This is a genomic window from Arthrobacter zhaoxinii (genome assembly GCF_024385505.1).
GTDB classification, from domain to species: Bacteria; Actinomycetota; Actinomycetes; order Actinomycetales; family Micrococcaceae; genus Arthrobacter_B; species Arthrobacter_B zhaoxinii.
The window spans coordinates 465,941-492,210 of record NZ_JANFLT010000006.1 but is presented as its reverse complement, the minus strand read 5'-3'; the positions used below and the strand labels follow the sequence as shown (position 1 = coordinate 492,210).

Genomic DNA, 26,270 nt, shown 5'->3' with positions numbered 1-26,270 from the left:
ACCTGGTCCGTCAACCGCGTGCAGGTCCGCTCCGGTCCGCTGTGCGGGGAGATAGAAGGCCCCCGGCCATCACCGGCGACTACTGTGTTCTTCATGGTTTCCGCTTTCTTAGTGGTGAGACCAGCCGAAGCCGGAAAGGAACTTGCTAGTACGCGCCCACTGGCCGGCGGAGCATCTGCACCGTGCGCCAGAGAATGATGAGGTCGCCGGCAAGCGACCAGTTTTCGACGTAGTACAGATCCAGCCGGACACCGTCTTTCCAGTTGAGTTCCGACCGGCCGTTGATTTGCCACATGCCGGTGAGTCCTGGCTTGATGTACAGGCGGCGGTGCACCCGGTTGCCGTACTGGGCCACTTCGCGGGGCAGCGGGGGGCGGGGGCCGACCAGGGACATATGGCCCAGGAAAACGTTCCACAGCTGCGGCAGTTCATCGAGGGAGTACTTCCGCATCCAGCGGCCCACGCGGGTGACACGGGGATCCTGCTGCATTTTGAACAGCACCCCCGAGCCCTCGTTTCGGTCCAGCAGGCCGGCCAGGTCATCCTCGGCGGTCTGCACCATGGACCGGAACTTGAGCATCTCGAAGACTTCTCCGCCACGGCCCACCCGTTCCTGCCGGAAGAGCGCCGGTCCCGGGCTGTCCCGGCGGACCAGGACGGCCAGGAGAAGAAAGACGGGAACCAGGCCCAGCAGGGCTGCCCCGGAGAGGACAATGTCCAGTCCCCGCTTCAGGACATGCTTGCCCCCCGTGTACTGGGGCAGCTCCACATGCATCAGGGGCAGGCCCTCCACCGGACGGGAATGGATCCGCGGGCCGGCTACGTTCGTCAGCCCGGTGGTCAGGATCAGCTGGGTCGACGATTCCTCCAACTCCCAGCCGAGTTCCTGGACGTAACGGCTTCCACCCTTGGTCTGACCGGCAACAATCACGGCATCGGCCCGGAGCCGGGCCACGGCGTCAACCACTTTATGTTCGTCGGAGACCACCGGCAGACGCGTCCCGTCCACGTCGAGCCACGCCCGTTGCCTGCCCGTCAAAACCACACCCACCACCTGGTAGGCGGCACGGGATTTGGCGTTGATCTGGTGGACGACGTACCGCACGTCCCGGGGGCGCCCCAGCACCACGACTTTGGAGAGGTACCGCCCACGTTGCCGCTGGGCCTGCAGCCACTGGCGCAGAAGCCACCGGGAGCAGATCAAGCCGCCAACCCCGGCAGGGAAAACCAGTCCGAAGTACCCTCTGGACACATCGAATTGGAAGACCACCGTGGCCAGGGCCAGGCCGCCCAGCAGGACTACGCTGGCGTTAACGACGCGCTTGTATTCGTCGGTGCCGATGCCCGTAATTCGGGGATCGCGGCTGCGGTAGACGTGCAGGGCCAGCATCCAGGCACAGCCGACCACCACGGAGACGACAAGGTACGTGGTGGTGAACGAGCCGATCTTCAGCGGTGCCGGTGCCAGGCCGAACCACACCAGGTGTCCGGCCAGTGCCGCCGCGAACACCACCACTGCATCCGCAGCGGTGATGATCCGTGAGTATTTGCGGTTCCACGCAACGGCAGCACTTCTGGGGTGGCCGGTCCTGCCGAACGGCCGCCGGGCGGTGAAGCTGGGAAAGACGAACGATTCCCCCGGCAACACGGCCGGAGGCGCTGCGAGCACATCGGCCGTCACCGCGCCAGTCTCCGCGGAACGGGTCGGCAGCGGACCGGCAGCCGGTCCGGCCGTCACGGGCTGAGGATCAGTGGTCAGCTGCGTACCGGCAGCATCGGTGCCGGCTGCCGGAGGCAACGCTCCCAATGCCGGGGCACCCGGCATAAGCCGGGGGTGTATATCAGCACCCATAACGAGACCGTCATTCCTTTTCCAAACCAACAGTTATCCAACGGGCATCAATCTAGGAGGACCGTCTGCTGCGGGCACGAGTACCGGGTACTCGGTTGGAGGGATGGACGGGCTCTGCGCCGGAGGGCGTCTACCTGCATTGCTACGCGTGGGGCGGGAGTGCACTCCCGCCAGTGCAGGATTGCCTAGAGCAGGGACGCCGTCCGGGGTCCCGGTTCCAGGGCACGGTAGGCCGCGTCGAGGTCCGCCCTGCGGCTGATTCCCAGCTTCACGTAGATCCGGTAGACGTGCCCCTCCACCGTCCGCTGGGAGAGGGTGAAATGCCCGGCAATGTCCTTGGTCGTGGCGCCGGAGAGCAGCAGATCCACAATTTCATGTTCACGCCGGGTCAGGCGGACCAGGTGCAGTGACGGGCTGAGGTAAGAGACGGTCACACCGGCCAGTTCCTCCCGGCGGCGCCGCAGCTGCTGGATCAGCGCGCGCTGCCGGCGCAGGTTTCCGTGGTTGCCGTAGAACCGGATGGCATGGCCGATGCTCTCCACGGCTACCAGGTACTTCTGCGCACGGATGGCGTCCTCGGCGGCCGCGACCATCCGGTCCGGGTTACCCGAAGCCACGGCGGCGGCATAAGTATGCAGCGCCCGGGCCTCCCCGCCGTCGAGGTCCGCGGTCAGTTCGGCGAGGCGGCCCACCTGGGCCAGGTCCCCGACGGCAAGGCACAGTTCGAGAATGTCTTTTTCGCTGCTGAGCAGTCCTGCGGCCCGTGCTTCAGCGGCAAGCGCGGCAAGCCTGTCGGGGGTTGGACCCTCGGTGGACTGCGATGCCTCGGCTGCAGCGGCGTATGCCTGGGCGGTAAGCCACAAATGCCGGGGACCGGTGTATCCCGGCGCCGTCATCCGGGAGCCGGATCCGGCGGCAGGCGTCCCGTCGCCGACCACTGCCGATGCGTAGCCTGCGAGCCCCAGCGCATAGGGAAGCAGCAGCTCGGGATCCCAGTCCCGCAGTGATTCCACCGCAGGCCGCAGGCGCCTCAGTCCTTCATGCAGCCTCCCCCGGTGAATTTCAAGGGCGCCCTCGATAACCCCCAGCGTCCCGCCCATGGCGGTCAACAGGTGCCGCGGTCCGGAATGGACCCGGGCGGCAAGCTGCTCCAACTGGGTAAACCGGCCGGCATGGAGCAGGGCGAAGGCATGGCGCACGAACACAAACCCGGAATAGCTCCACAGCTGTCCGGAGCTGGCGTCGAGCAGGTCTGCGGCGTCCTGCGCCTGCTGCAGCGCTGCTTCCACGTCGCCGCACGCCGTGAGGACTTCTGCATAGAGGCCGTGGAAAACAAGGGCCTGTTCGGGGTCCGGAGCTTCCTGCGTAGCGAGCCCGGCCAGGCAGCTACGGGCCTCGGTGTAGCTGCCGTCCAGGAGAAGCGCAGCGGCAGCAAGCAATTCCGCCCCCGCACGGACTCCGGCCGGAGTTCCTGCGGAAGCATCTGCCCGGACTGCCAGCGCTGTTGCCGCTTCAACCCATCTCTCGGACAGGGCAGTCAACGTCCGGCCCTCAGCATTGGTCTGGCGGAGCATCAGTGCGCCCGTAAATACCGCCCGCCGCATGCTGAGCTGTGTCCAGGCGCCGGCGTCGTCCGTCCCGCTCTTCAGCGCGTCCAACTGGGTGCGGGCCCGACCGTAGCTGCCCTGCCGGGCATACGCGACGGCAAGTTCCACGTCCGCTTCCCGCCGGAAGGGCAGCGGGCGGACCGCGGCTGCGAACCGCATCCCGCGTGCTGCGTCCCCCATGTCGTTGGCCGCGCGCGCCGCCGCGAGCAGGTCTTCGGGCCCGAGCTGTTCCCCGCAGTCCAGCGCCCACTCGGCATGGCGGAGCAGGATGTCGAGGCCGGAAGGTTCCTTTGAATCGATCAGCGTTTTCGGGTCGTAGCGGCTCAGGACTTTTGCACGGATCTCCGCGCTCCGGGCCGCCGGGACCAGGCTCCGGATGATTTCCTCGTGCAGCGGCTGCACAAGATGTGCTGATTCATCCCGGTCCGGGAGGACCTCCAGGAGACCGTCGATCACCAGCGAACGCACGGCTTCATCGTCGGAAACCGCCGAAACCACCGACCGCGGCAGGCGCACGGCGAGCGCCGTCGTCTCCAGCACGCTGCGCTCCGCGGGACTGCGGGAAGCGAGCATCGTCTTGATCAGGTCCGCCAGCGGCGTGTCCGCAGAGTCCGATTCCCCTGTGAGGAACCAGGCACCGTTCCTTTCCACCAACCGCTGCTGCAGCCGTGCCCCGGTCAGCAGTTCCTTCACATACAGGGGGTTGCCGCGGGACATCCGATGCAGCACCGTGCTGGAGGCCTGGAGCACCGGCCCGCCGAGAGCGCTGACGCAGAACTCGTGGACAGCCTGCGCGGACAACGGCCCCAGATCCACCCGGGCGAGCAGGCCGTCCCGGGCCAGCGAGAGCAGTTCGTGGATTCTGGGTGCCCGCGCACGGGAAATCACCATGAGCCGAAGCTCCCCGGACATGGCCAGCTGGGTCAGCAGATGGGCACTGGCTTCGTCAAGGTGCTGGGCATTGTCCACTACCAAAAGGGTCTGCATGCCACTGGTTTCCGTCAGCCGCTGGAAGTGGGCCCGCACCGTCCGCAGGACAGCCAGTGGAGATTCCATGTCGGCGGCGGTGGTGGATCCCAGATACGTGGAGAGGATGCCGTACTGCATGCGGGACAACACGGGGCTTCCGCTCACATAGTACGGAGCCATCATCGAACTCAGGTGCTCAGCGGCGTGAGCAGCAAGGTAGGACTTGCCGATTCCCTCAGCTCCAAGCAGGACGACGCCCCGCAGCCCGGGGTCCAGCAGCCGGCTGGTCACCTCGGTGAGTTCCCGGTCCCGTCCGAAGAGTTGGCTGCCCTGCCCCCAGTACGTCATTTCTTTGCCCCTGCCTGCTCCGCGATGGTGCGTGCCAGCTCCCGCCGGCTGCCGACGTGGAGCTTCGAATACACCTGGTATAGATGTCCTTCAACGGTTCGAACCGAAATCCCAAGTTCCTCCGCGATCTTCTTATTGCTGGTGCCGGCCACGGCTTTTCTGGCGATCGAGCGTTCCCGGGCGGTGAGGGCGCCGAGGAACTCGTCTGCGGCCTCTGCCGGCGCGTCCGGCGCCGCGGTTCTTCGGCTCCGGTGGATGAAGCGGACGGTGGCCCGGTCTCCGGCACCGGAGGCGATGCCCAGGGCGTGCTCCGAGATTTCGCGGGCCAGCAGGACGTGGCCGGCTCCGGCTGCCAGCTCCGATGCCCGCAGGAGCATCTGGGCGTCGCCGTTGCCCAGGCCCTTGGCATAGAGCTCACACAACGCCGCGAAGTCCCCCTGCTGGTTTGCGGCAGCGGAAAGCACATCGTCCAGGCTTTCCGCATCACCGAGCCGCATAGCCGTCAACCGTGCAAGGAGCTCGTACGCGTAGGCGCCGCGCCGCTGGTCCTGCGCAGCGAGCGAAACAAAGCGGGCGCTGCCGGTCTCCCCGCCGAGTGTTGCCTCCGCCAGGGCGGCGAAGTGCCGGGCGCCGCGGCGCACCGCCCAGGGTCCGCCGTCGGCCGCTGAGCGCTGCACCTGCAGGTACCGGCGGGCGTCCTCGCTTCGCTCCTCCACGGCGTGGCAGTACGCTGCTGCCGCTGCCGCAAGGGGCAGGAAGGCAGCGGGCCCGCTGACCATCAGCTGATTTACCGCGGGGGTCAGTGCAGCGAGCGCCGGTTCCGGCCTGCCGGCGAAGGCGTGCAGCAATCCCTCGGCCAACTCGGCGTGTGTGCCCTCCATACCGGTGGTTCCGGCCAGCAGCCGTTCACAGGCGGAAAGCGCCCCCGTGATCAGATAGGTGTGCAGCAGCCTGCCGACAACGCCGGCGCGGACATCGGCGCTCGTTCCCTCAAGCATCCGTTCCACCGTCCCCGCAAGTTCGACGGCGTCGTCCTGGCGGTTGGTCATGCTCCAGGCTTCGCTCAGCCAGGCCGCACGCAGGATCCGGAAGTCCGCATCCGGGAACTCAAGGCCGGCCAGGTAGGAGGCGTTCACCAGGAACCGGCCGTGGGCCGAGTGGCATTCGGCACGGGCGAGGGCCAGTTCGCGCCTGGCACTGTCGGCCCCGGCCGCCCCGTCCAGCTCGGCGATCTCCCGTTCAACCTGTTCAAAGAGGTCGGTGTGCCGCATCCGGGTGGGCTCTGCTGCGGCTTCGGCTGAGCGCGGATCCCGCAGCCCGGTTGCCTCAATGCACAGGACCCGGCATTCGGCGAGCGTCAGGCGGATCCGGTCCCCGGCAGACGGGACCGCATCGCTGCCCCGGAAGCGGGCGAGTACTCCGAGTGCTGCACCGTATTCGCCCTGTGCCGTCCGTGCACGGGCTAGCTCGATGACCGCCCCGGCGTTTTCATTCCCGCTGAAAGCTGCCGAAATCAGCCGGACGGCTGTTTCCGGCAGGCCCAGTGCGGTGGCTTGCCGTGCAGCCCCCACAGCCAGGTCCCGGCCCGGAACTTCACCGATGCAGTCGAGCCAGCGGGCCAGGACAAGCGGATCGAGGACCAGTCCGGTGTTGAACGACGGGGCCAGCTCTTCAAAGAGCTGACGCTGCTGTGCCGACGTCAATCCTGCCCGGACCGACCGCGCCACCACGGGGTTGGAGATCAGTACATCCGGCACCGGACGCGTATCCAGGGCGACGATTCCCTGTTCCTGGAGTGCGTCCAGGTCCGTGTTGCCGAGCCAGGCGAGAACCAGGGGCAGCGGCAGCGATTCCGCCATGGACAGCAGCTGGAGCAGCCGGGTCTGGGCGGGTGAAAGGTGCGCCAGGTTACCCATCACCGCGCCGGCAACCCGTCCGCCGCGGATGTCCTCCCCGGGGGCCAGGATCCACCTGCCGTTGTGCTGCCTGAGCCGCCCGGCATCCCGGAAGTCCGTTTGTGCCAGCGTCAGCAGATGCGGGTTGCCGCCGGCGTAGTCATTGATGGCAACGGCGGCGGCACGGGAGACCGTGCCGCCCAGCAGGGAGCCGAGGTAGGCGCCGGCTTCCGGAACGCTCAACGGTTCCAGGTCCACCCGCGCGAGGACGCCGTCGCGCCACAGACCGGCGAATTCCGCCGGAGCCGAGCTGAAGTCGCGGAAGGCGACGAGCATGCCTGCACTGCGGTTGAGCACCAGCTGGGTCAGCACCATGGCGGAAAATTCATCCAGTTCCTCAGCGTTGTCCACGGTCAGGAGGACGGGACGCCCGCCGGCGCGCTCCGTCACCAGCCGGGTAAGTCCGCGCAGGATCATCACCGGGTGCTCGGAAAGCTCGGGATCCAGGTCGGAGAGCAGGAACGTCAGGGCGCCGAACGGTGTCCGGCCGGCGAATTCCGAGCCGCGCACCTGCACAATGTAGGTGTCCTCCTGCAGGTGCCGGAGTACGTGCTGCATGACTGCGGTCTTGCCGATCCCGGGTTCGCCCACGAGCAGGCAGCCGGTTCCCGGTGTTGCCCCGGCGAGGTTCCGCAGAATCTCTTCAACGACTCCTGCCCTGCCGATCATGACCGGCTGGGCCGCCTGGCCGGCCGTGCCGGGCGCCCCGGCAGGAGTCATCGCTGCCGGAAGGCCGGAGGTACTGCCGGAGCTGCGGAGCAGGGATTGCTGATCATCATGTGGCTGCACTTGGGAGACCCGGTTTCTGTCGGTTCAGGTTCTTCTTGTTCAGGTTCAGGTTCAGGTTCAGTAGCAGGACTCGGTTGCACCCCGGGGATGTCCACCCACCGGCGGCCCGTCAAGGCGCTCCTGCTGTGCACCAGCGTAGGAACGCCTTCCCGGCGTTACACGAGTAGAGCACCCTAGTTCCGCTACGCGGTTACTTGGAAATGACCCGTGGATGGCCGTGCCGGGCTACGTAATTACCGGCCTAAACCACCTGCAACAGGGTGTCCGTGGAAAGAAATACCGGATCTCACTCGTGCTGGTGTTCGGTTTCGAGGCACTCGCGCAGTTCCGCGCGGCCGGAAACACGTAGCGTCTGGAAGATGCGGCCGAGATGCCAGTCCACCGTCCTGGGTGAGAGATGCAGCGCCGCAGCCAGGTGGGAACTGCTGGACCCGGCGGCTGCGCCCAGTGCCAGTCTCTGCTCGAAATCGGACAGTTCCGACAGCCGGTCCGACACCGAATTGGCTGTCCGCAGCATCCGGTAACTGGCGTTCTCGATTCGGGTCGCAGCGCGCAGCCGTGCGCGGTCTGCCTGCGCCCGGGACAGGCGGACCGCACTGCGGGCTGCCTCGTACGCCGTCAGGTAGTGACCCAGCTGATAGGCCCGTTCTGCTGCCCGGCAGAGACCTTCGGGCTCCGACGCCGTGAGCGCCTCAGCGAGCTCCAGGTACAACTGCGCAGCGTCCCCGCTGCAGCCGGTTGCCGTTTCACCGAGCTCTTCGGCTGCTCCCGGGTGGCCGTGCAGGGCGGCGGTGGCCAGCACCAGCAGAGCTCCGGGCAGGTCCAAATCCGCTCCGGCCGCGGCAGGTCCCGGCCCGCCGGTCACTCCGCGGACAGCGCACAGCCCGGTAAGGCGTCGGGTAAGTGCGGCCCATTGGGCGGTTTCCGCCGAATCAGAGGCCGCCGGAAGATCCTTTCCGGCCGGACCGGGATCGACCGCTGCAGCGAGGTAACCGTATGCGGTGTCAATGTCATCAAGCAGGATGCAGGCATAGGCTGCGGCGGAATGCGCCAGGGGAAGCAGCTGCGCGGTTCCGTCTGCCTCGAACTGTGCAATGGCCCGCCGCAGGTAATCCAGGGCACGGTCGGCACGCCCGCCGAGAACCTGGACGGTACCCGCGCATAGGTCGTTGCCTCCGTGAAGCTCCGCACCCTCGGTTGCCTTATCCAACCGCGACAGGAGGTCCTCAGCCTCGCGCAGGTCACCGCACTGCAGGAACACGTGGAAAAGGTCCGACAGCAGGTCCGGCCCTCCGCTGTCTTCGACTCCCTGTTCATCCGCTGCCTGCAGGCATCGCCGGGCGGCTGCGGCAGCTTCCTCCCACCGGCCGCGGCGGGATAGATCCGCCGCCTCCCGAACCGCGGCCGCAGCCGCCCTCCTGCGGGCCGCCTCCGGCGCCTGCGGGCCGGAACCGGGGACCCAGCTGACGACGCCGGCAAACAGGGACCGGATTTCGGCGGCACGGCCCGGCGGGACCAGTGCTGCCGCCGCCTCCTCGAGCAGCGGATCCTTGAGCTGGACGGTACCGGCTGGACCGGAGACGATCAGCAGATCCTGCTCGAGCCTTTCCACGGCGACCGGATCGGCCACCCGCAGGAGCAGGAGCGGGGGCAGGGCCCCGGTGACCGCCAGGACATCCGCCGCATAGCGTTCCGCCGGGGACAGGGCGACGGTTTCCGCTGCCACCCGGTCGGCCAGGGCTCCGGAATATGACACCGCCCCCGTCCACACAAAGGTTCCGTGCCGCTTCAGCACCGTCCCGGCGTTCAGTTGTTCCCGGAGAAACATGGACGAAAGCAGCGGATTTCCCCGGCTCCTTCTCTGCACCTGGGCCACAAGCCGGTGAGAGACCTGACCGCCCGCCAGTTCCTCCAGCAGTACCCGGGTGGCGCCGGGACGCAGCGGCTCCAGGGACTCCCGATGGACCGAGCCTTCGGCCCACCACCGGACGAGCTCCCCGCTGCAGGCGGACAGGTCACGGGCTGTGGCCAGCAAGAGCGCCGACCCGGCCCTGCACAGCTGGAGGAGAACGGCCGCCGTGGCGGCGTCCAGGTCCGCCGGATTTTCGACGGCGAGAACCAGCCGGCGGCCGGCGGCCTTCTCCTGGAAAGCCTTTCGGAGGAACTGGAGCACATACACCGGATCGGACAGGGACTCCGGCGGCAGCTCGCTCAGGAGCCACAAGAGTCCGTTGAAGGGTTTTCCCGCCCATGAGGCAGTCCCGCGCAGCTGCAGCACCGAGTAGTCGTTGCCGAGGCCCGCCAGGATACTGGCCATGACAGTGGACTTCCCTGTCCCTGCGGCGCCCGTGACCAGAACACTTTTGTCTTCGGACAGCGCCTGGAGGGCTCCTGCCGCCGCATTTTGAACCTGGGCCGGCACCGATGCGGAACGGGGTAGCGGCTGGCTGCCTTCAAGGCTTTCGCGGCGTCCGGCAGCTTCCATCGAACGGCTCCTTCACCGGTTGCGCGGTGCTGTTGATGCCGGCATTCGCAGCGTCGGCGGATAGGCGTTCGGGAAGGAGCCGGCGGCGGCTGGGGGGACGCCCCGGTCTCAGAGGGCATCGACGCCGCCGGCTCCGTATGTGGGACCCGAGGTTCCCGTGCGCCGCAGGCTGCGGGCTAAGCCCCCTGCCGCAACCGCACACGGAACCGTGGGTAACGGCTACAACGCTACGAACCCCGCAATGGCGGCGCCCGAGTAAAACCTACTGGTGTTTCCAGCGAAAACTACTCGGCGGCCATAGGCCGGTTCCGCGCTCCTCCGGATGGCTGGTCCAGCAGAGGAAACATTGCCTTGAGTTCTTCCCTGCGGCTGATGCCGAGTTTTTCGTACGTCCGGTAAATGTGTCCTTCGACGGTGCGGACGGAGAGGTTCAGTGTGCCGGCGATGTCGGCGTTGCGACGTCCGGCCGCGACCAGTGCGGCAACATCGAGTTCCCGGCGGGTCAACCCGGGAAGCGAGCCTCGGCTGCGGCTTCCATGCCGGCCCGCCAGGCGCTGGATCCGGTTCAGTGTGGCCTTGTCGTTACTCCTGCGGGCCACGCGCTGCGCCTCGGCCAGGCACTGCCCGGCCAGGAGCAGGTCCAGTTCCGGATCGGGGTCGGCAGCCAGGGCGAGAAGCGCCGCGCTGTCCTGATCGACCACGGCGCGGGCCACCCGGTTGAGCACACCTGCCTGCGGTCCTTCGAATCCTTCCGTGACCTTCAGCAGGCGTCCGGCATCGTCGAAGCAGCCCAGCCGCATGGAAAGGTGCCGAAGGGTGAATTCCACCGAAGTGAAGGACCGTTCCTGCGCCTGCGCAGCCAGATCCCGCAGTTTCTGCAGAGAGGCGTCGTCGGAATCCCGTGCAAAACGCCCGCCCGCCAGGATCCCGTCGGCCAGCACCCGGCTAGGCTCCGGCCCCCGCGGGGATACCCGTCCTGCCTCCTCCAGCAGCCGCCCGGCGAGGTCCCGCTGGCCGAGACTGCCGGCGGCAAAGGAACCCAAAGCCAGCGACAGGGGAAGGATTCCCTCGGGATCAGCGATCGCCGCAGCTTCCGCCGCAGCGGAAAAGTCCTTGAGGGCGTCTTCGAGGGCACTGGAGCGCAGGCGGCTCAAACCCAGGGCAAAGTCGACCACGCCGCCGGAATGCAGGAGGGCCCGTTGATCAAGTGAATCCGCAGAACCGACGGAGCGCTTAAGCTGTTCCCATTCGCCGAGCCACAGCAGCACGGCAAGGTGCCGGTGCAGGACGAACGAACCCATAAGCTGCAATTCCCCGGTGCCTTCCTGCAGCATCCTCATGGCAGCCGTGCTGTGTTCGAGTGCGGTCTGCGCCCGTCCCGTTGCCACCAGAACCTCAGCCGTCAGTGCCTCGGCAAAGAGGACCGCCTCATGGTCCATGCTCGCCCTTGCGGAACGAAGCACCTGAGCCAGTTCCAGTTCTGCCCAGACATAGTCGCCCTCCCTGACCCGGTGCAGGATGCCGAGCATCTGAGCGCCGCAGCGGGCCCGCTCCACCGCCTGGGGAGGTTCGCTGCCGGACAGCCGGTCCGTTGCCCGGGTCCATTCGCGGGCCAGCGGAACTTCCCAGCCGGTTCCCTCAGCGGCCGTCAGGGCGAGCTGGACGTGCACCGTCATCGCCTGCTTCACGGCGTGCAGATCGGGTGCCTGCTCGAGTGTTCCTTCCAACGCTGCGGCTGACGGCCCGGGTTCCCCGAGCACCAGCAGTGCGCGCGCCGCCTGGATTTGTGCCGGTATCCGCAGTTCTCCGTTTCCCACGGCAGCTGCCAGGCGAAGGGCCAGCCGGGGATCGGAGCGGTTGTTCGCGGTTTCCGCCGCACATAGGAGCTCATGCTCCGGGACCTCCGCCCCCAGGGCCACCGCCCACGAGATGCGGCGGAGCAGTCCCTCCTCCTCCGTCTCCACCCCTTCCATGGCGTGCCGCAGCTGATCAAGGAGACGGGCGCTCCGTGCCGCCGGAACCATGCCGCGGACGACTTCTCCATAGATCGGGTGCATCGGACGCAGGACCTGGTGGACATCGCCAGAGATCTTCACCAGCAGTGCATTCGTGAGGCGGTCCACCGAGTCATGCAGCCCCAGCCGGAAGGCAGCCGGCAGCGGCAGCGGTTCGGCAAGGCAGATCATTTCCAAAGCTGTGCGGTCCGGCAGGTCCAGGCCGCGTATCTGTGTCTTCACGAGGTCACCCACGCGTCCGCCCACCGGGACCTCGCTGTTGGTCACGACCCAGATGCCATGCCGCTGGACCAGGAAGCCGCGGCGCACCGCTTCGTCAAGCAGCGCCAGCAGGTACATCGGGTTTCCGCCGGCAAGGCGGGCCAGCTCAACGGCTGCGGTCGTGCTGATTTGGCCCTGAAGCTCCTGCTGGCACAGCTTCAGCACTTCCCGCTCGTCCAGCGGCAGCAGGCCGTGGCGGGTCAGCTGACCGTCCCATGTATGCGGAAGAACCCCGGATATATCCGGAAAGGACCGGGTCAGGACAAGGAGCCGGATGTGTCCGGCGTCCAGCAGCTGGGCGAGCAGGTCGAGGCTCGGCCCGTCGATGTCGTGTGCATCGTCGACGATGACCAGGGGTTCGGGGAGCTGCGGTGCGGCGGGCAGTCCACCGCCCGCCGGGTCCGACAACCGGGATATCAGGGCACGCATGACCGCCAGCGGTGACCCGGTCTGCCCCGGCGCGAGGTCCGGCAGGAGGGCAGCCAGCGCCCCGTACGGCACGGCCTTCAGGGCCGGGCTGGCATAGACCCAGTGGACGGGCATCGAATCCTGCAGCTCCTGTGCGGCAGCCGCCGCCAGGGCGGTCTTCCCTAGACCTGCTTCCCCGGCGACGACGGCGCCGTGTCCGACGGGCCGGCGCAGACTCTCGAGCACGGAGGAAAGGACGGCATCCCTGCCCATCAGCGGCCGCGGGTTGAACCCGTGCATCCTCTTCCCCCGTCGGTTCCTAGACCAGAATCTCCGCCAACTCGGAACGGCCGGAGACGTGGAGCTTTGCGAAGATCTTTCCCAGGTGCCACTCGATAGTTCGCGGAGACAGGTTCAGCTCTCCGGCGATCTGCGTGGTGGTGGCTATCGTAACCGCACGATGCGCAAGATCTGCCTCGAATTGGCTCAATTCCGCCAGAGTTTCTGCGCGGCCCCCGACTTGGTGCATTCGCCTCAGGCTGGCGTTAATCAGGGTCCGTGCCGTTCTGGCCAGCTTTTTCCGCTCCGCGGTGCGGGCGTGAGCCAACCTGTCCTCCGCCGCCTGCGCCGCATCCCGGGAGAGCAGGTACTGCCCGCGGTCGCTGAACCCCTTAGCCGCGCTGAGCAGCAGGGCGGGGTCATTGCGGAGGATCCCGGCAGCAAAATCCGCCAACAGCTCACTGAACCTTCCGCTCACCTCGTGTGCCGTCGCGAGGATCTCGGCAGCTGCCTGCCTGTCACCCGTCCGCACTGCTGCTGAAAGAAACAATAGTGCCGGCGCCGCATACCCTTTCGCCCGGGCAGACGCCGCTTCGCCGCGCAGACGGGCGCAGGCCTCGTCGTTTACGGCATTACCTGCCAGGAGAGAAAAATAGCGGTTCAGGAAATCACGAACGTAGCCGGGATGCTGGCTGGGGCCCTGTTCCCTGCCCGGCATTCCGGGACCTTCCGGGGGCTGCTCCCGGCGGACGTAAGCCGCCAGGGTCTGTGCCAGGGGCAGCATGTCCTGCGGATCGTGGACACGGAGCTGCCCGATACCGCCGGAGAGCGCATGCCGCGCTGCACCGTCCTGTCCCTGCCATGATGCGAGTACGGCCACGGCCAGCTCCCCGCCGCTGCCCTGGTAGGAGGGCCGGACTCCGCTGTCATTGAAGGACCGAACGAAATCAGCAGCTTGCTCCAACTCACCCGATACAACGTAGGCATCGAAAATGCGGGTGCAGACCTCCCCCGCGTTCGCGGGACTGACGGCATAGTTCTCCGGCGGCCCCAGCTGCCTGAGTGCCTGCAGTGCCTCGCTGTTCCGTCCGGCCAGGGCGAGCACAAGGGCGGACAGCGCGGCCGCCTCCGTCCGGGTGGCAGGAGTCAGCGAGCCGTCCGCGGCGAGCCGCGCGAGGCGGTCCGGAACCTCCGGTGCTTCCCCGAGGCGGCCCCCGTCCGCAGCCAATGCGCCCTGCGCCAGGACCAGCGCCGCAGCAAGTTCAGGGTGCTCCCCTTCCGCCGGGCATGATGCCTCGACAGCGGCCAGCGTCTCATGCGGGTCTCCGGCCCCGGGCAGGCGTGCCTGCGTCCGGCTGTGAAGCAGCAGCAACGGCACATAACTGAAACGTTCCTCCGGGACCAGCCGGGGCTCCGCGTCCCGGAAGACGCGGAGGGCTTCCTGCAGATGCCCCATGAAGTGCAGGGCGCGGACCTCTTCCAGGACCAGATCCTGGCTGCGCACCGCCGCGGGCACGGTCCGGACGAACCTGAGTGCCGCTGCGGGATCCGCGCGCCTGTTCGCGGTGCGCGCTGCACGGAGGATGTCCGCCGGACGGAGATTTTCCCCGCAGGACCGTGTCCAGTCCGCGAATGCCGTCAGTTCGTCGCCGTCCAAATCTTCGGAGGCAATCAGCGCCGAGATGTCTTCCCAAAGTTTCCGCCTCCGGCCGGGCGCCATGCTTTCCGCTATGACCGTTCCGGGAATCCACGCTCCGGGCCGGACTGCTGCCGGCGTCCCTGCCACGGAGATGATCTGCTGTTCTTCAAGGGCATCAACCCCCGGCGCCGGCAACATTTCCAGGACGGTGGACAAGGGAAGACTTCGGCACAGCGCCAGGACTTCCACCAGCCGCCGTTCAGCTGCACCCAGCCGGTCCAGCACCTTGTTAAGCACTTCGCTGACTTCCCCGGTGCGGACGAAGGGGCCGGTACAGACCCAGGTGGCATCCCTGCGTGCCAGGGTTCCGCAGCGGACCTGTGCGGCGGTCATGAGCCGGACCAGCAGCGGACTGCCCTCGGTTTCCCGCCACATGGTTCCGGAGGCAAGGGACGACACCGGTCCGCCCAGTATCTGCTGCATGAGTTGGCGGGTCTGCCGCTCGGTCAGCAGTTCGAGATCGACTCGTTCCAGGAGTCCTTCGCTCCACAGGCCTACGAGTTCAGGATTGGCTCCCCATTGGATCGAGGCGGCCGCCAGCACGGCGATGGTTCCCCGCCGCAGCAGCTGGGACAGCACCATGATGGAGAACCGGTCCAGCTGGTCCGCATTGTCCACCCTGACCAATATCCGGCCCTGTCCGGCCCGGGCGGTAAGGCTGCGGCTCAGTTCCCGGAGCAGCTGCAGCGGATCCTGCTCCGCGCCTTCGGGCAGGCCGCTGAGCAGGAAGGCCAGTGCCCCGTACGGGGTCCGGGCGGAGATGGCGCTGCCGCGGATCGGAATGACGTGGAAGTCGGCCTGCAGCCGGTCCGCTACGGCACGGAGCACTGCGGTCTTTCCGACGCCTGGCCGGCCCAGGATGACAGCTCCGGCACCACCGGCAGCCAGCGCAGCGCATAGGTCGTCGAGCAGCTCGGCACGCCCGATCAGCTCGGCTACAGGTGACTCATTGTCCATCGGCCGGCCTACGCCCCCCACAACGCCCGCATGGAGTCCTGATCCGGACACCACTGCTCGCAACTGGTCAGTGGGTTGGAGCATACGGTGCAACAGGACCGCCCGTCTAGATACAAATACATGTATTTGCAACCAGACGGGCGGGCCGTAGACGGTACTGCTGGGAAATAAGGGACCGACGCCGGGATGGGGGTGGCCCAGTCTCGGAGGCCTCCCGACGTCGGCCCCGCTTTGGGAGCCCTGAAGGCTGGTTACATTTTAGGCCGGGTAACCGAACCGAAACAATGGCTCCCCGCTATTCCCGACGCTGGAAAACTACCCCATTCCGTGCCGCCGGTACCTAGTCCCCTACCGTCAGGCGCCGGTGCCGTGGAACTTCTGCTGGGCGGCCGTAAGCCCCTCCGCCAGGAGCAGCTCGACGGCATCGGCGGCGTCACCTACGAGGAACGGCAGCTCCTTGGCCTCCGTGCCGGAAAAGTCCTTGAGGACGTAGTCAGCCGTGTCCATGCGGCCCGGCGGACGGCCCACGCCTACCCGGACACGCAGGTAGTCCTTGGTGCCCAGGGCCTTGCTGATATCCCGGAGACCGTTGTGCCCGCCTTCTCCGCCGCCGCGCTTGAGCTTAACGGTGTTGAAAGGGATGTCGATTTCGTCGTGAACCGCCACGACCTGCTCCGGATCGATATCGAAAAAGCGGGACAGGGACGAGACTGGCCCGCCGGAGAGGTTCATATAAGTCAGCGGCTTGGCCAGCACTACGCGGGGACCGCCGATGCCGAGGCGTCCTTCGACAATGGATGCATGCGACCGGTGGGTCTTGAACTTTCCGCCCATCCGGGAGGCCAGCTCGTCGAGGACCATCTGGCCGATATTGTGCCGGTTACGGCTGTAGCCGGGCCCGGGGTTTCCGAGCCCGGCTACAAGCCAGGTGTTGCTGTTCACTACGGGTACTGCTCCTTCACTAAGAACCGGACGGCTCCGTTACCGGGAGCAGACCCCGGAAGTGGGTTACGCTTCTGCGCCGACTTCAGCAGCTGCAATGGCAACCTGTTCGTCGGACGGAGCGCCCAGGTCCTGAACGGTGGACTCGGAGATGTTGATGATCATGGTCTCAGGATCAAGCAGCAGCTCGACGCCGGCAGGCAGGACGAGGTCGGAGGCGTAGATGTGCTCGCCGGCCTTGCGGCCTTCGATGCTGACCACGATGGTTTCCGGCAGGTCGGTGGCGTCTGCGGCAACCAGGACCGTGTTGGCTTCCTGGTTGAAGACGGAGTCGCCTGCAGCCAGTTCGCCTTCAACGTGGACGTTGACCTCAACCTCGACCTTTTCGCCCTTGCGGACGGTCAGGAGGTCGATGTGCTCGATGATCTGCTTGATCGGATCGCGCTGGATGTCGCGGGCCAGGGCCAGGTGGGACTCGCCGTCGACGTCGATTTCCAGCAGGGCGTTGGAGGTGCGGACGGCCAGCGTGGTGGCCTTGGCCGGCAGCAGGATGTGCATAACATCGGCGCCGTGGCCGTAGATGACTGCCGGGATCTGGCCGGCGGCGCGGGCCTTGCGGGCTGCACCCTTGCCGAACTCGGTGCGGGCGGTTCCTGCGAGCTTCTGCTCAGACATTGCTACTCCTGTAAGTGGTGTTCCGTGGTTGCCTCAGGCGCCGGTTTCGGAACAGTGCACCGTACGGACCGGATAACGGTCCTTTGTACGATCAGAAGTTGCCAGCCACCGTCGATAACGGAGTTCGTCCGGAATTCTCCGGGCCGCTCCCTCGCCTAGGCATCGCTCTCCATGCTACCAGCACAAGTCCGCCCGCCCGAACGGCACTCGAGGTGCGGTCCGGACGGGCGGTTGGGTTCGCCGGTGCTGTAAGTGCTAGGCCTTGCCGTCGAAGAGGCTCGTGACTGATCCGTCTTCGAAGACCTCCTTGATGGCCCGCGCAATCAGCGGGGCAATTGAAAGCACGGTCAGCTGGTCAAAGCGCTTGGCAGCCGGGATCGGCAGCGTGTTCGTCACCACAACTTCGCGGGCACCGGACTCGGCGAGGGTCCGGGCGGCCGGGTCGGAGAACACGGCATGGGTGGCCGCGATGATGACGTCCTTGGCTCCGGCTTCCTTGAGCACCCTGACGGCGCCGGCAATGGTGCCGCCGGTGTCGATCATGTCGTCGATCAGCACGCAGGTGCGGCCTTCAACCTGGCCGACGACCTGCTTGGACACGGCCTGGTTCGGGACGGTAAGGTCGCGGCTCTTGTGTACGAAGGCCAGCGGCGAACCGCCCAGGCGCTCGGCCCACTGCTCAGCGACACGGACACGGCCCGTGTCCGGGGAGACCACCGTGACGTTGGAGACGTCTACGCGGGTGCGGATGTAGTCGGCCAGCAGCGGGATGGCCATCAGGTGGTCAACGGGGCCGTCAAAGAAGCCCTGGATCTGCGAGGTGTGCAGGTCCACGCTCATGATGCGGTCCGCGCCGGCAGTCTTGTACAGGTCGGCGATCAGGCGGGCGGAAATCGGCTCGCGGCCGCGGCCCTTCTTATCCTGCCGGGCGTACGGATAGAACGGGGACACCACGGTGATCCGCTTGGCGGAGGCCCGCTTCAGCGCATCAACGGTAATCAGCTGTTCCATCAGCCAGTTGTTCATCGGCGCCGGGTGGGCCTGGATCACGAAGGCGTCGGTGCCGCGGACGCTCTCACCGGGACGGACGTAGATCTCGCCGTTGGCGAAGTCATAGGACGCCAGCGGCAGCAGATCCGTGTCAAGACAGCGTGCGATCTCCTCGGCCAGCTCCGGGTGTGCCCGGCCAGTGGCAAGGACAAGCTTCTTTTCACCTTGTGCGGTGATCTCGCTGCTCATTAATGATCGCTTTCTCGCGTGGGGGAATCAGTTACTGAGGAAGAAGTGTTGGTGGCCGCGGCCGCCGCAGCTTCCGCGGCGGCAGTCCCGGGACGCTTGTCCAGCACCCACCCGTCGAGGTTGCGCTGAGGCGCAACGTTGATTGCGAGGGCACCGGCGGGGACATCCTTGCGGACCACCGTTCCGGCTCCACTGTACGCGCCGTCGCCCACCGTGACGGGCGCCACGTACATGTTGTCGCTGCCCATGCGCACATGCGATCCGATGGTCGTGTGGTGCTTGTTGACGCCGTCGTAGTTCACGAAAACGGACGCTGCGCCGATGTTGGACTCCTCGCCGATGGTGGCGTCCCCCACATAGGAAAGGTGGGGAACCTTTGACCCGGCGCCGATGTCGGCGTTCTTGGTTTCCACGAAGGTGCCGATCTTGCCCCTGGCACCCAGCACGGTGCCGGGGCGCAGGTAGGCGAACGGTCCGACACTGGTTCCGGCGCCCAGCACGGCGTCGCTCCCGTGGGTACGCACCACGCGCGCACCCTCACCCACGGTGACGTTGGTCAGGGTGGTGTCCGGTCCGACGACGGCGTCCCGGGCGATACTGGTGGAGCCGTGCAGCTGCGTGCCCGGGAGGATCGTGACGTCTTCGGCCAGGGTTACCGTCGAGTCGATCCAGGTCGTCGCCGGATCCGCGACCGTGACACCGGCCCGCATCCACTTATCCAGGTTGCGCCGGTTGTGTTCTGCGTTGAGCGCGGCAAGCTGGACGCGGTCGTTGACGCCCTCCACCTGCCAGGTGTCATCGGTGACAACGGCACTGATGCGTCCGCCGGCGGCGCGGGCGATGCCCAGGACGTCGGTCAGGTACATCTCGCCCTGCGAGTTAGCGGTGGTGACCGATTCCAGCGCGCTGCGCAGCACCGCGGCGTCGAAGGCATATATGCCGGAGTTGATCTCGCGAACGGCCCGCTGCTCGTCAGTGGCGTCCTTGTGCTCAACGATCCCGGTGACGGTGCCGTCTTCGGCCCGGAGGACCCGCCCGTAGCCGGTCGGGTCGGCGAGCCTGGCGGTCAGCACGGTCACGGCGTTGCCGGACGTTTCATGCACGGCCACCAGGTTGCGCAGGGTCTGCGCTTCAAGCAGCGGAGTGTCGCCGTAAGTCACCACAACGGTGCCTTCGAGCCCGTCAGCGGCATCCAGCGCCGAGAGTGCCACCTGGACGGCGCGGCCGGTACCGGGGATCGAGTCCTGGTCCACGATGACGGCCGCCGGTGCCTGCTCGGCGGCGTGCGCGGCGACAAGGTCGCGTTCGTGGCGCACGACGACGGCCAGGAAACGGGGGTGCAGCTCTGAGGCGGCGGCGAGGGCGTGGCCGAGCATCGAGATGCCGCCCACGGGATGCAGGATCTTCGGGGTCCGGGACTTCATCCGTGTGCCGGCGCCGGCTGCAAGGACGATCACTGCCGACAAAGTGCCGGTGGTGGCCCCACTGGTTCGGACATCGTTGGTGGTCACGAAAATGGCGCTCCTCGGTGGTACGGCCGGCGTATTTCTGGTGCGCGGCTGCCCTCACAGGCACACTGCACAGCGTTCCGCCCATAGGATTCGAACCTATACTCCACGGCTCCAAAGGCCGGGGTGCTGCCATTACACCAGGGCGGACCATGTGCGTGGCTAGCCCCGCACACAAGAGTTTAGTCTGCCACGGGAGCCGAGGTGTTCGCGAGTTGAGTCGCGACCGCCCGGGCACGCCCTCCGTCTGCCAGGGACCCGCGTGGGTACACTGGTCCGGTGGTAAAGACTTCCGCGGGCGGCACGCGCCTGCGTATGACCGGCATCCAGCGACGCGCCCAGCTCATCGAGGTGGCCCGCGGGCTGTTTGCCCTGCGCGGCCTCGACGGCGCGACCATCGAGGACATTGCGGCCGCGGCCGGTGTTTCCAAACCGGTGGTCTACGAGCATTTCGGCTCCAAGGAGGGCCTCTACAACGAGGTGGTGGACATTGAGTTCCGCCGCCTGCTTGAGGTGATGACCGAGTCGCTCAGCGCCGATGCCGCTCCCCGGGTGCTGCTGGAACGCGCCGCCTATGCCCTGCTGGACTATATTGAGAACTCCACCGACGGTTTCCGGATCCTCACCCGGGACGCGCCTCCGTCCCAGCCGGAAGGGACATTTTCCACCCTGCTGTCCCGGATCACCCGGCACGTGGAACACATCCTCTCCAAGGAGTTCGGCAGCCGCGGCCTGAGCGCCGAAGTCGGCGGGATGTACGCGCAGATGCTGGTGGGCATGGTGGCCATGACCGGCCAGTGGTGGCTGGACACCCGGACCCCGGACAAGGCCACCGTGGCGGCGCACCTGGTGAACCTGTCCTGGAACGGCCTGGCGGGGCTGCAGAAGGATCCGCAGCTCTCCCACATGCCGGTGCTCGGCTCCGCTGCTGCCGCCCCGGCCGGCGGCGACGAGCCCGGTCCCGCCGTCCTGCGCCTTTCGGCAGTCCTGGTTCGCGACGACGACGGCCGGATCCTACTCGTCCGTAAGCGCGGCACCTCCCGCTTTATGCAGCCCGGCGGAAAGCTTGAGCCGGGCGAGAGCTTCGCCGAGGCAGCCGCACGGGAGATCGGTGAGGAGCTCGGACTCACCGTTGCCGCCGCGGAGCTGGAAGATCTGGGCCGCTGGTACGGTCCGGCAGCGAACGAGGAAAACACGTTCATAGACGCCGGCCTGTTCGCGTGGACCCTTCCCGCGGGGAGCCCGCAGCCCGCTGCAGCCGCGGAGATTGAAGAGATTCTCTGGACCGCGCCGACGGCTGCAGCGGAACGCACCGACCTCTCGCCGCTGCTGAGCGAGCACATCCTGCCCATGCTGCTGGGCTAAGCGGTTCAGGGATCCGGAACTTTCCCTTTCCGTCAGCAGAAACACAAGAGAAGAAGACTAGAGCCGCCATTGCGGACCGCAGCAAAGACCCCGACCATGCAGGTTGGGGTCTTTGCTGTTCTCCAACTTGACCCCGTGTGCTAGACCTGCTCCTGTCCCGGAGGCCTGCCGATTGCAGACGCGCGTCCGGAAGGACCAAGATGACCAATCCTGCCCCCATGTCCCGCCGCTCGGTACTTTCGCTGGCGGCCGCCACCGGCTTCCTCACGGCGGCGGGTCCGCCGGTTGTCCCCTCCGCCACGGCATGGTCTCCGTCCGCTCCTGCGGCTCTCGGCACCGGCACGTCGGAGCTACGCCGGGTCGCCTCGGGAGCGGGAATCAAAAGGATCTACAAGGATGCTTTCCCGTCCTTGACGTTCCTCGACATGCTGGTGATCACCGATACCGCCGGGATACCTAAGCTAGTCACCGCCACCTCCGGAAGCACCAACCAGTTCCAAGTCTGCGACGCAGCAACGGGACGACGGGAGCACGCTGAAACCACTCCGGAGGGACACAAGCTGGCTGCCACCCTCGCCTGGGATCCCGCTACAGGAACCGTATATGCAGCCAGCGAAGGCACCATTTTGTCCTGGTCCTTTGCCACCAGGAAACTGGTGTCGCTCGGTGTGAGTACTCCCGGTGCGTCCGGAACGTACGCTCTTGTCCTTGACTCTGCCGGAGGGCTCTGGGGTGGTTCCTATCCGAGCGGAATTGTCTGGCGCTACGATCCTAAGAACCGGAAATTTACCTCCTACCCACCACTAGACGAGCTGACCGACTATGTGAAGGCTCTCGCCGTCTGGAAGGAAACGGTCTTTGTCGGAACAGGGTCCCAGAATCCCCACATTGTGTCATTCCCTGTGAACGACCCGACCCGGCGGACTGTCCTCAAAATTCCGAATGCCGCCGCTGTCGGCTTCGTTCACAAGATCGTTGCATGCGGAGACAAATTGATCGTTTTTGCCGAGGACAATACTAATGCCACGCGCCGCTACGTCTACGATCTGCTGAAAGCCGCGTGGATAAATGCCGATAATTTGAATCCACTTTCCAGCCCCTTCTCCGCCGCCCAGGGAAATATCACCTGGCGTGCAGCTGGGTCATTGCTGCTCCAGACCGACACAGGTTTGATGACCGAGACCGCTGTGTGCCCCACGGGTATACCCCTCGCACGCTCGATTTACGTTTCAGGCGACAGGGTCCTGGTCGCAGGTAGCCATTCCGGCGAGCCCGTCGTCGCTGAGTACTCACTCAGGACAAAGGCGGAGGTCCGGCGTATTCGCCCCGATCTGCTGGCAGGTTCCCTTCAGGTGCAGTCACTCATCAGTTCGGATCACGGCCTGCTGTATCTGGGCGGCTATCAAGGAGACGGGATCGCTTCCCTTGACCCCGTCACGGATGCACGCTGGCGTTCGAGCAACACGGTAGGCATCGCGCAGATCGAACACCTGATGCAGTACGACGAGAACCGTCTGTACATCGGCTCGTATGGTTCGGCGAAACTGTACGCCTTCGACCGCCGCCGGATAGCAGAGGGCGACGCCGCCTTCACGCTTGTCGCTAATCTGCGAACAACCTACATGCAGTCCCGACCGTTCGCTTGGACGGCTGCCGGCGGCAAAGTACTTGCGGGCACCGTACCGGAATACGGTCTGCGCGGCGGCGCCCTCGCTGTTATAGATCCGGTGACCAACCGTCTTCAGAAGGTCCTGAATAAGTTCATCCCCGAGCAGTCAATCGTCGGGCTCTCCGGGCACGGGGACATCGCCTACGGGACGACCTCGGGCCGAGGAGGCTACGGTATTGCCGATTACACAGGCGATGCCTGTGTCTTCGCCTATAACGCCCGCACGGACCAGACACTATGGGTCTCATATCTCAAGGGCCACCGGGATCTGTATTCGCCGATGATTGTCGACGGCGCTCTCTATGTGGCCACCATCAACGGGCTCTTGGGCCTCGACCCCGCCAACGGAACCCTCCAGCAGACGCTGGCGGTCCGGAACCGGACAGCTCGACCCGGCTACCAAACCGCCCGCGCCCATCCGGTCCCCGGCACCAGCAAGATTGTTCACAGTTCCGGCAGCACGGTCATGCTAATCGATGTAAAAGAACGCACCCAGTCCGTCCTGGTCCAAACCGGAGCCGGTACCCCGCTGGCGGTAATGCCCGACGGCCGGGTATTCGTCGCCTATCAGAACAACCACATCGCCGAGGTACATGTGGACCCGAATCCGACAATTTCCTCGGGCTCCGACCTGGTCATCATCAACGCAGCCGGGGAACTGCTGATCGCCGCGTCCAATGGCGGCGGCAAATACTCACCTCTTGTCCGACACGGTACCGGCTGGCAGGCGGGCACCATCCGGAGCTTCCACGTCACGGACTGGAACGGAGACGGTATCCCCGACATCCTGGTCCAGCGGACCAACGGAAATCTGGAGTGGCACCGGGGCAAGGTGAACGGCGGGTTCGAGGCCCCGGCCGTCGTAGCTTACGGATGGGCTATGAAAACCATGACAGTAGGACCGTGGGTGAGCGGCATTTACCCCACGGTCATTGGCTTGGACGCCGCAGGGGAAGTGCGCCGGCACCCGGTGGGCGCCGGCGGGACAATCGGCGCCGGCTACGCGATCGGGACCGGATGGAAGGGCCGCAATATCACGATGATCGACATGTCGGGGTCCGGCCGGGCGGGGCTGCTGGGACGGTCCGGAGCCAAGCTCTACTTCCAGCCCTCCAACGGCAAGGGCAGCTTCGACGGAGCGGCGGTCCTTGCCGCTTCCGCGGGATGGAGTGATACGACGGCGCTAGCCGCCGTGCGGGGGCATTACCGGGACAACAGTGGGGTCCTTTCGGTGAAGCGGAGCGGCTGGTTACAGTACGTAAGTGCCAGCGGGACCCGCTTTGCCGGCGTAATTACCTATCCCATGGATCTGCGCGGTTCGTTCCTCGCCGGCTCCGGGAGGTTCTGACCGCCCTATTCCAGCAGCTCCGAGGCCTCCAGCCACTGCATTTCCAGTTCCTCCTGCTCGGCTGCCACGGCCTGCAGCTTGGCGTTGAGCTCGCCGATCAGTTCAAAGTCCGCGCCGCCCGCTTTCTGGGTGGCGTCGTTCATCTGGGCGTTGATCTTCTCCGCCTGCGCCGTCAGCTTGCTCAGCTGCCGTTCAATCCGGGTCAGGTCCTTCTTGGCCGCCCGCTTTTCGGCCTCGGACGCACCGGAGCCCGCCAGCGCCGTCGTCGTCCCGCCGTTGGAGGGCGCGGAGGACGCCGAGGAACCGCCGGGACGGGAGGCACCGGCCGCAGCGGCACGTGCAGCCTGGGATGATCCCCGGGCCGCGGTGGACGCAGACGAGTTGGCGGCCAGCGCGGCGCCGCGCAGTTCCAGGTACTGGTCCACGCCGTTGGGCAGGCCGCGCAGCTTTCCGTCGCCGAGCAGCGCCATCTGGTGGTCGGTGACCCGTTCCAGCAGGTACCGGTCGTGGGAGACCACCACGAGCGTACCGGGCCAGCCGTCCAGCACGTCCTCGACGGCTGCCAGGGTGTCGGTGTCCAGGTCGTTGGTGGGCTCATCCAGCATCAGGACATTCGGCTCCCCCACCAGCAGGCGCAGCAGCTGCAGCCGGCGCCGTTCACCGCCGGAAAGCTCACGGACCGGGGTCCACTGCCGCTGGGCGCTGAAGCCGAGCTGCTCCACGAGCTGGCCGGCGGAGACCTCGCGGCCGCCGACGTTGAAGACCCGCTTCTCGTTTTCGATGACCTCGATGACGCGCTGGTCGGCAACCTCGTCGAGTTCCTTCACCTCCTGCGACAGCACGGCGGTCTGCACGGTCTTGCCGCGCTTAAGCTTGCCTGAGGTGGGCTCGATGTCGCCGTTGAGCAGGCGCAGCAGTGTGGTCTTGCCGGCGCCGTTGACACCCACCAGGCCCAGCCGCTCCCCCGGCGCCAGGCGCAGGGTGATGTTCCGGAACAGGTCGGTGTCCCCGAGTGTCAGGGAGACGTTCTCCAGATCCAGGACGTCCTTGCCCAGGCGCGCGGTGGCCATCTTGTTCAGGGACAGCGTGTCGCGGGGTTCGGGAACGTCCGCGATCAGGTTGTTGGCGGCTTCGATGCGGAACTTGGGCTTGGCGGTGCGGGCCGGGGCGCCGCGGCGCAGCCAGGCCAGTTCCTTCTTGACCAGCTGCTGGCGCTTGCCTTCCACCACGGACGCCATCCGGTCACGCTCTGCGCGGGCCAGCACGTAGGCGGCATACCCGCCGTCGAACGGGTCGACCACGGCGTCGTGGACCTCCCAGGTCCGGGTGCAGATTTCGTCCAGGAACCAGCGGTCGTGGGTGACTACCAACAGGCCGCCGTCGGAGGGGCGCCAGCGCTGCTTCAGGTGCCGGGCCAGCCAGGCCACGCCCTCAACGTCGAGGTGGTTGGTGGGCTCGTCCAGCATGATGACGTCGTCGTCGCCGGTGAGCAGCTTGGCCAGCGCCACCCGGCGTTTCTGCCCGCCCGAGAGCGAGGAGACGGAGGCGTTCCAGTCGACTTCCTGCACCAGGCCGCTCATCACGTCGCGGATCCGTGCGTTGGACGCCCATTCGTAGTCCGCGGCGTCGCCCACGATGGCCTGGCCGACGGTCAGGTCCCCGTCCAGCACGTCCGTCTGGTCCAGGTACCCCACGGTGACGTCGCGGCGGCGGGTGACCCGGCCGTCGTCGGGCCTCTGCCGTTCAGCGAGCAGGCTCATCAAGGTGGACTTGCCGTCGCCGTTGCGGCCGACCATGCCGATCCGGTCGCCTTCCTCGAGGCCGAGGGAGACACCGTCGAGGATGGTGCGCGTGCCAAAGGAAATGCTGAGGTTCTCAGCACCAAGCAGGTGTGCCAATC

General features: G+C 66.6%; 13 protein-coding genes, 1 tRNA gene and 1 pseudogene. 3 read left to right on the top strand and 12 right to left on the bottom strand.

What is annotated here, in order from left to right; translation table 11 throughout:
* Nucleotides 1-145: 145 nt before the first annotated feature.
* From NNX37_RS13690 to NNX37_RS13640, 11 genes are all read right to left on the bottom strand, one after another.
* Nucleotides 146-1,852, bottom strand: coding sequence for a sugar transferase (locus NNX37_RS13690; protein ID WP_255793275.1), 1,707 nt, complete (start codon nucleotides 1,850-1,852; stop codon nucleotides 146-148).
* A gap of 185 nt (nucleotides 1,853-2,037) precedes the next feature.
* Nucleotides 2,038-4,776 carry a helix-turn-helix transcriptional regulator gene (locus NNX37_RS13685; RefSeq protein ID WP_255793274.1) on the bottom strand — a complete coding sequence of 913 codons (2,739 nt, stop codon included), beginning with the start codon at nucleotides 4,774-4,776 and terminating at the stop codon, nucleotides 2,038-2,040.
* The gene (locus tag NNX37_RS13680; RefSeq protein ID WP_255793273.1) at nucleotides 4,773-7,520 is read right to left on the bottom strand and encodes a helix-turn-helix transcriptional regulator; all 2,748 of its coding nucleotides are present in this window, start codon (nucleotides 7,518-7,520) and stop codon (nucleotides 4,773-4,775) included. Before NNX37_RS13680 ends, NNX37_RS13685 begins: the two co-directional genes overlap by 4 nt.
* Before the next feature lie 286 nt (nucleotides 7,521-7,806).
* On the bottom strand, nucleotides 7,807-9,837 hold the full coding sequence (locus tag NNX37_RS13675) for a helix-turn-helix domain-containing protein (protein ID WP_255793272.1): 2,031 nt from the start codon (nucleotides 9,835-9,837) through the stop codon (nucleotides 7,807-7,809).
* A gap of 452 nt (nucleotides 9,838-10,289) precedes the next feature.
* Complete coding sequence (locus tag NNX37_RS13670; RefSeq protein ID WP_255793271.1) at nucleotides 10,290-12,989, bottom strand: helix-turn-helix domain-containing protein; 2,700 nt, start codon at nucleotides 12,987-12,989, stop codon at nucleotides 10,290-10,292.
* A gap of 19 nt (nucleotides 12,990-13,008) precedes the next feature.
* Nucleotides 13,009-15,624: a helix-turn-helix transcriptional regulator gene (locus NNX37_RS13665; RefSeq protein WP_255793270.1), complete on the bottom strand. Its 2,616-nt coding sequence runs from the start codon at nucleotides 15,622-15,624 to the stop codon at nucleotides 13,009-13,011.
* A gap of 354 nt (nucleotides 15,625-15,978) precedes the next feature.
* On the bottom strand, nucleotides 15,979-16,566 hold the full coding sequence (gene pth, locus NNX37_RS13660) for an aminoacyl-tRNA hydrolase (protein WP_255793269.1): 588 nt from the start codon (nucleotides 16,564-16,566) through the stop codon (nucleotides 15,979-15,981).
* 66 nt (nucleotides 16,567-16,632) lie between these two features.
* A complete protein-coding gene (locus NNX37_RS13655; RefSeq protein WP_255793268.1) occupies nucleotides 16,633-17,241 on the bottom strand; it encodes a 50S ribosomal protein L25/general stress protein Ctc in 609 nt (202 codons plus the stop codon).
* Nucleotides 17,242-17,496: 255 nt separating this feature from the next.
* A complete protein-coding gene (locus NNX37_RS13650) occupies nucleotides 17,497-18,480 on the bottom strand; it encodes a ribose-phosphate diphosphokinase (protein ID WP_230024813.1) in 984 nt (327 codons plus the stop codon).
* Nucleotides 18,480-19,991, bottom strand: coding sequence for a bifunctional UDP-N-acetylglucosamine diphosphorylase/glucosamine-1-phosphate N-acetyltransferase GlmU (glmU, locus tag NNX37_RS13645; RefSeq protein ID WP_255793267.1), 1,512 nt, complete (start codon nucleotides 19,989-19,991; stop codon nucleotides 18,480-18,482). The genes NNX37_RS13650 and glmU overlap by 1 nt, the downstream gene beginning before the upstream one ends.
* Nucleotides 19,992-20,066: 75 nt before the next feature.
* Nucleotides 20,067-20,138, bottom strand: a tRNA-Gln gene (locus NNX37_RS13640).
* A 165-nt stretch (nucleotides 20,139-20,303) separates the two neighbouring features.
* Here NNX37_RS13640 and NNX37_RS13635 point away from each other — a divergent pair.
* The 3 genes and pseudogenes from NNX37_RS13635 to NNX37_RS13625 form a co-directional block, all read left to right on the top strand.
* A pseudogene (locus tag NNX37_RS13635) lies at nucleotides 20,304-20,888 on the top strand (TetR/AcrR family transcriptional regulator); the annotation flags it as partial.
* A 6-nt stretch (nucleotides 20,889-20,894) separates the two neighbouring features.
* Entirely contained in the window at nucleotides 20,895-21,353 is a 459-nt protein-coding gene (locus NNX37_RS13630; protein WP_255793547.1) for an NUDIX hydrolase, read from the top strand.
* Between the two features lie 200 nt (nucleotides 21,354-21,553).
* Nucleotides 21,554-24,370, top strand: coding sequence for an FG-GAP repeat domain-containing protein (locus NNX37_RS13625; protein WP_255793266.1), 2,817 nt, complete (start codon nucleotides 21,554-21,556; stop codon nucleotides 24,368-24,370).
* 5 nt (nucleotides 24,371-24,375) lie between these two features.
* On the opposite strand, the gene NNX37_RS13620 is transcribed toward NNX37_RS13625, so the two are convergent.
* Nucleotides 24,376-26,268 (bottom strand): ABC-F family ATP-binding cassette domain-containing protein, encoded by a 1,893-nt coding sequence (locus tag NNX37_RS13620; RefSeq protein WP_255793265.1) that lies wholly within the window; start codon nucleotides 26,266-26,268, stop codon nucleotides 24,376-24,378.
* Nucleotides 26,269-26,270: the final 2 nt, after the last annotated feature.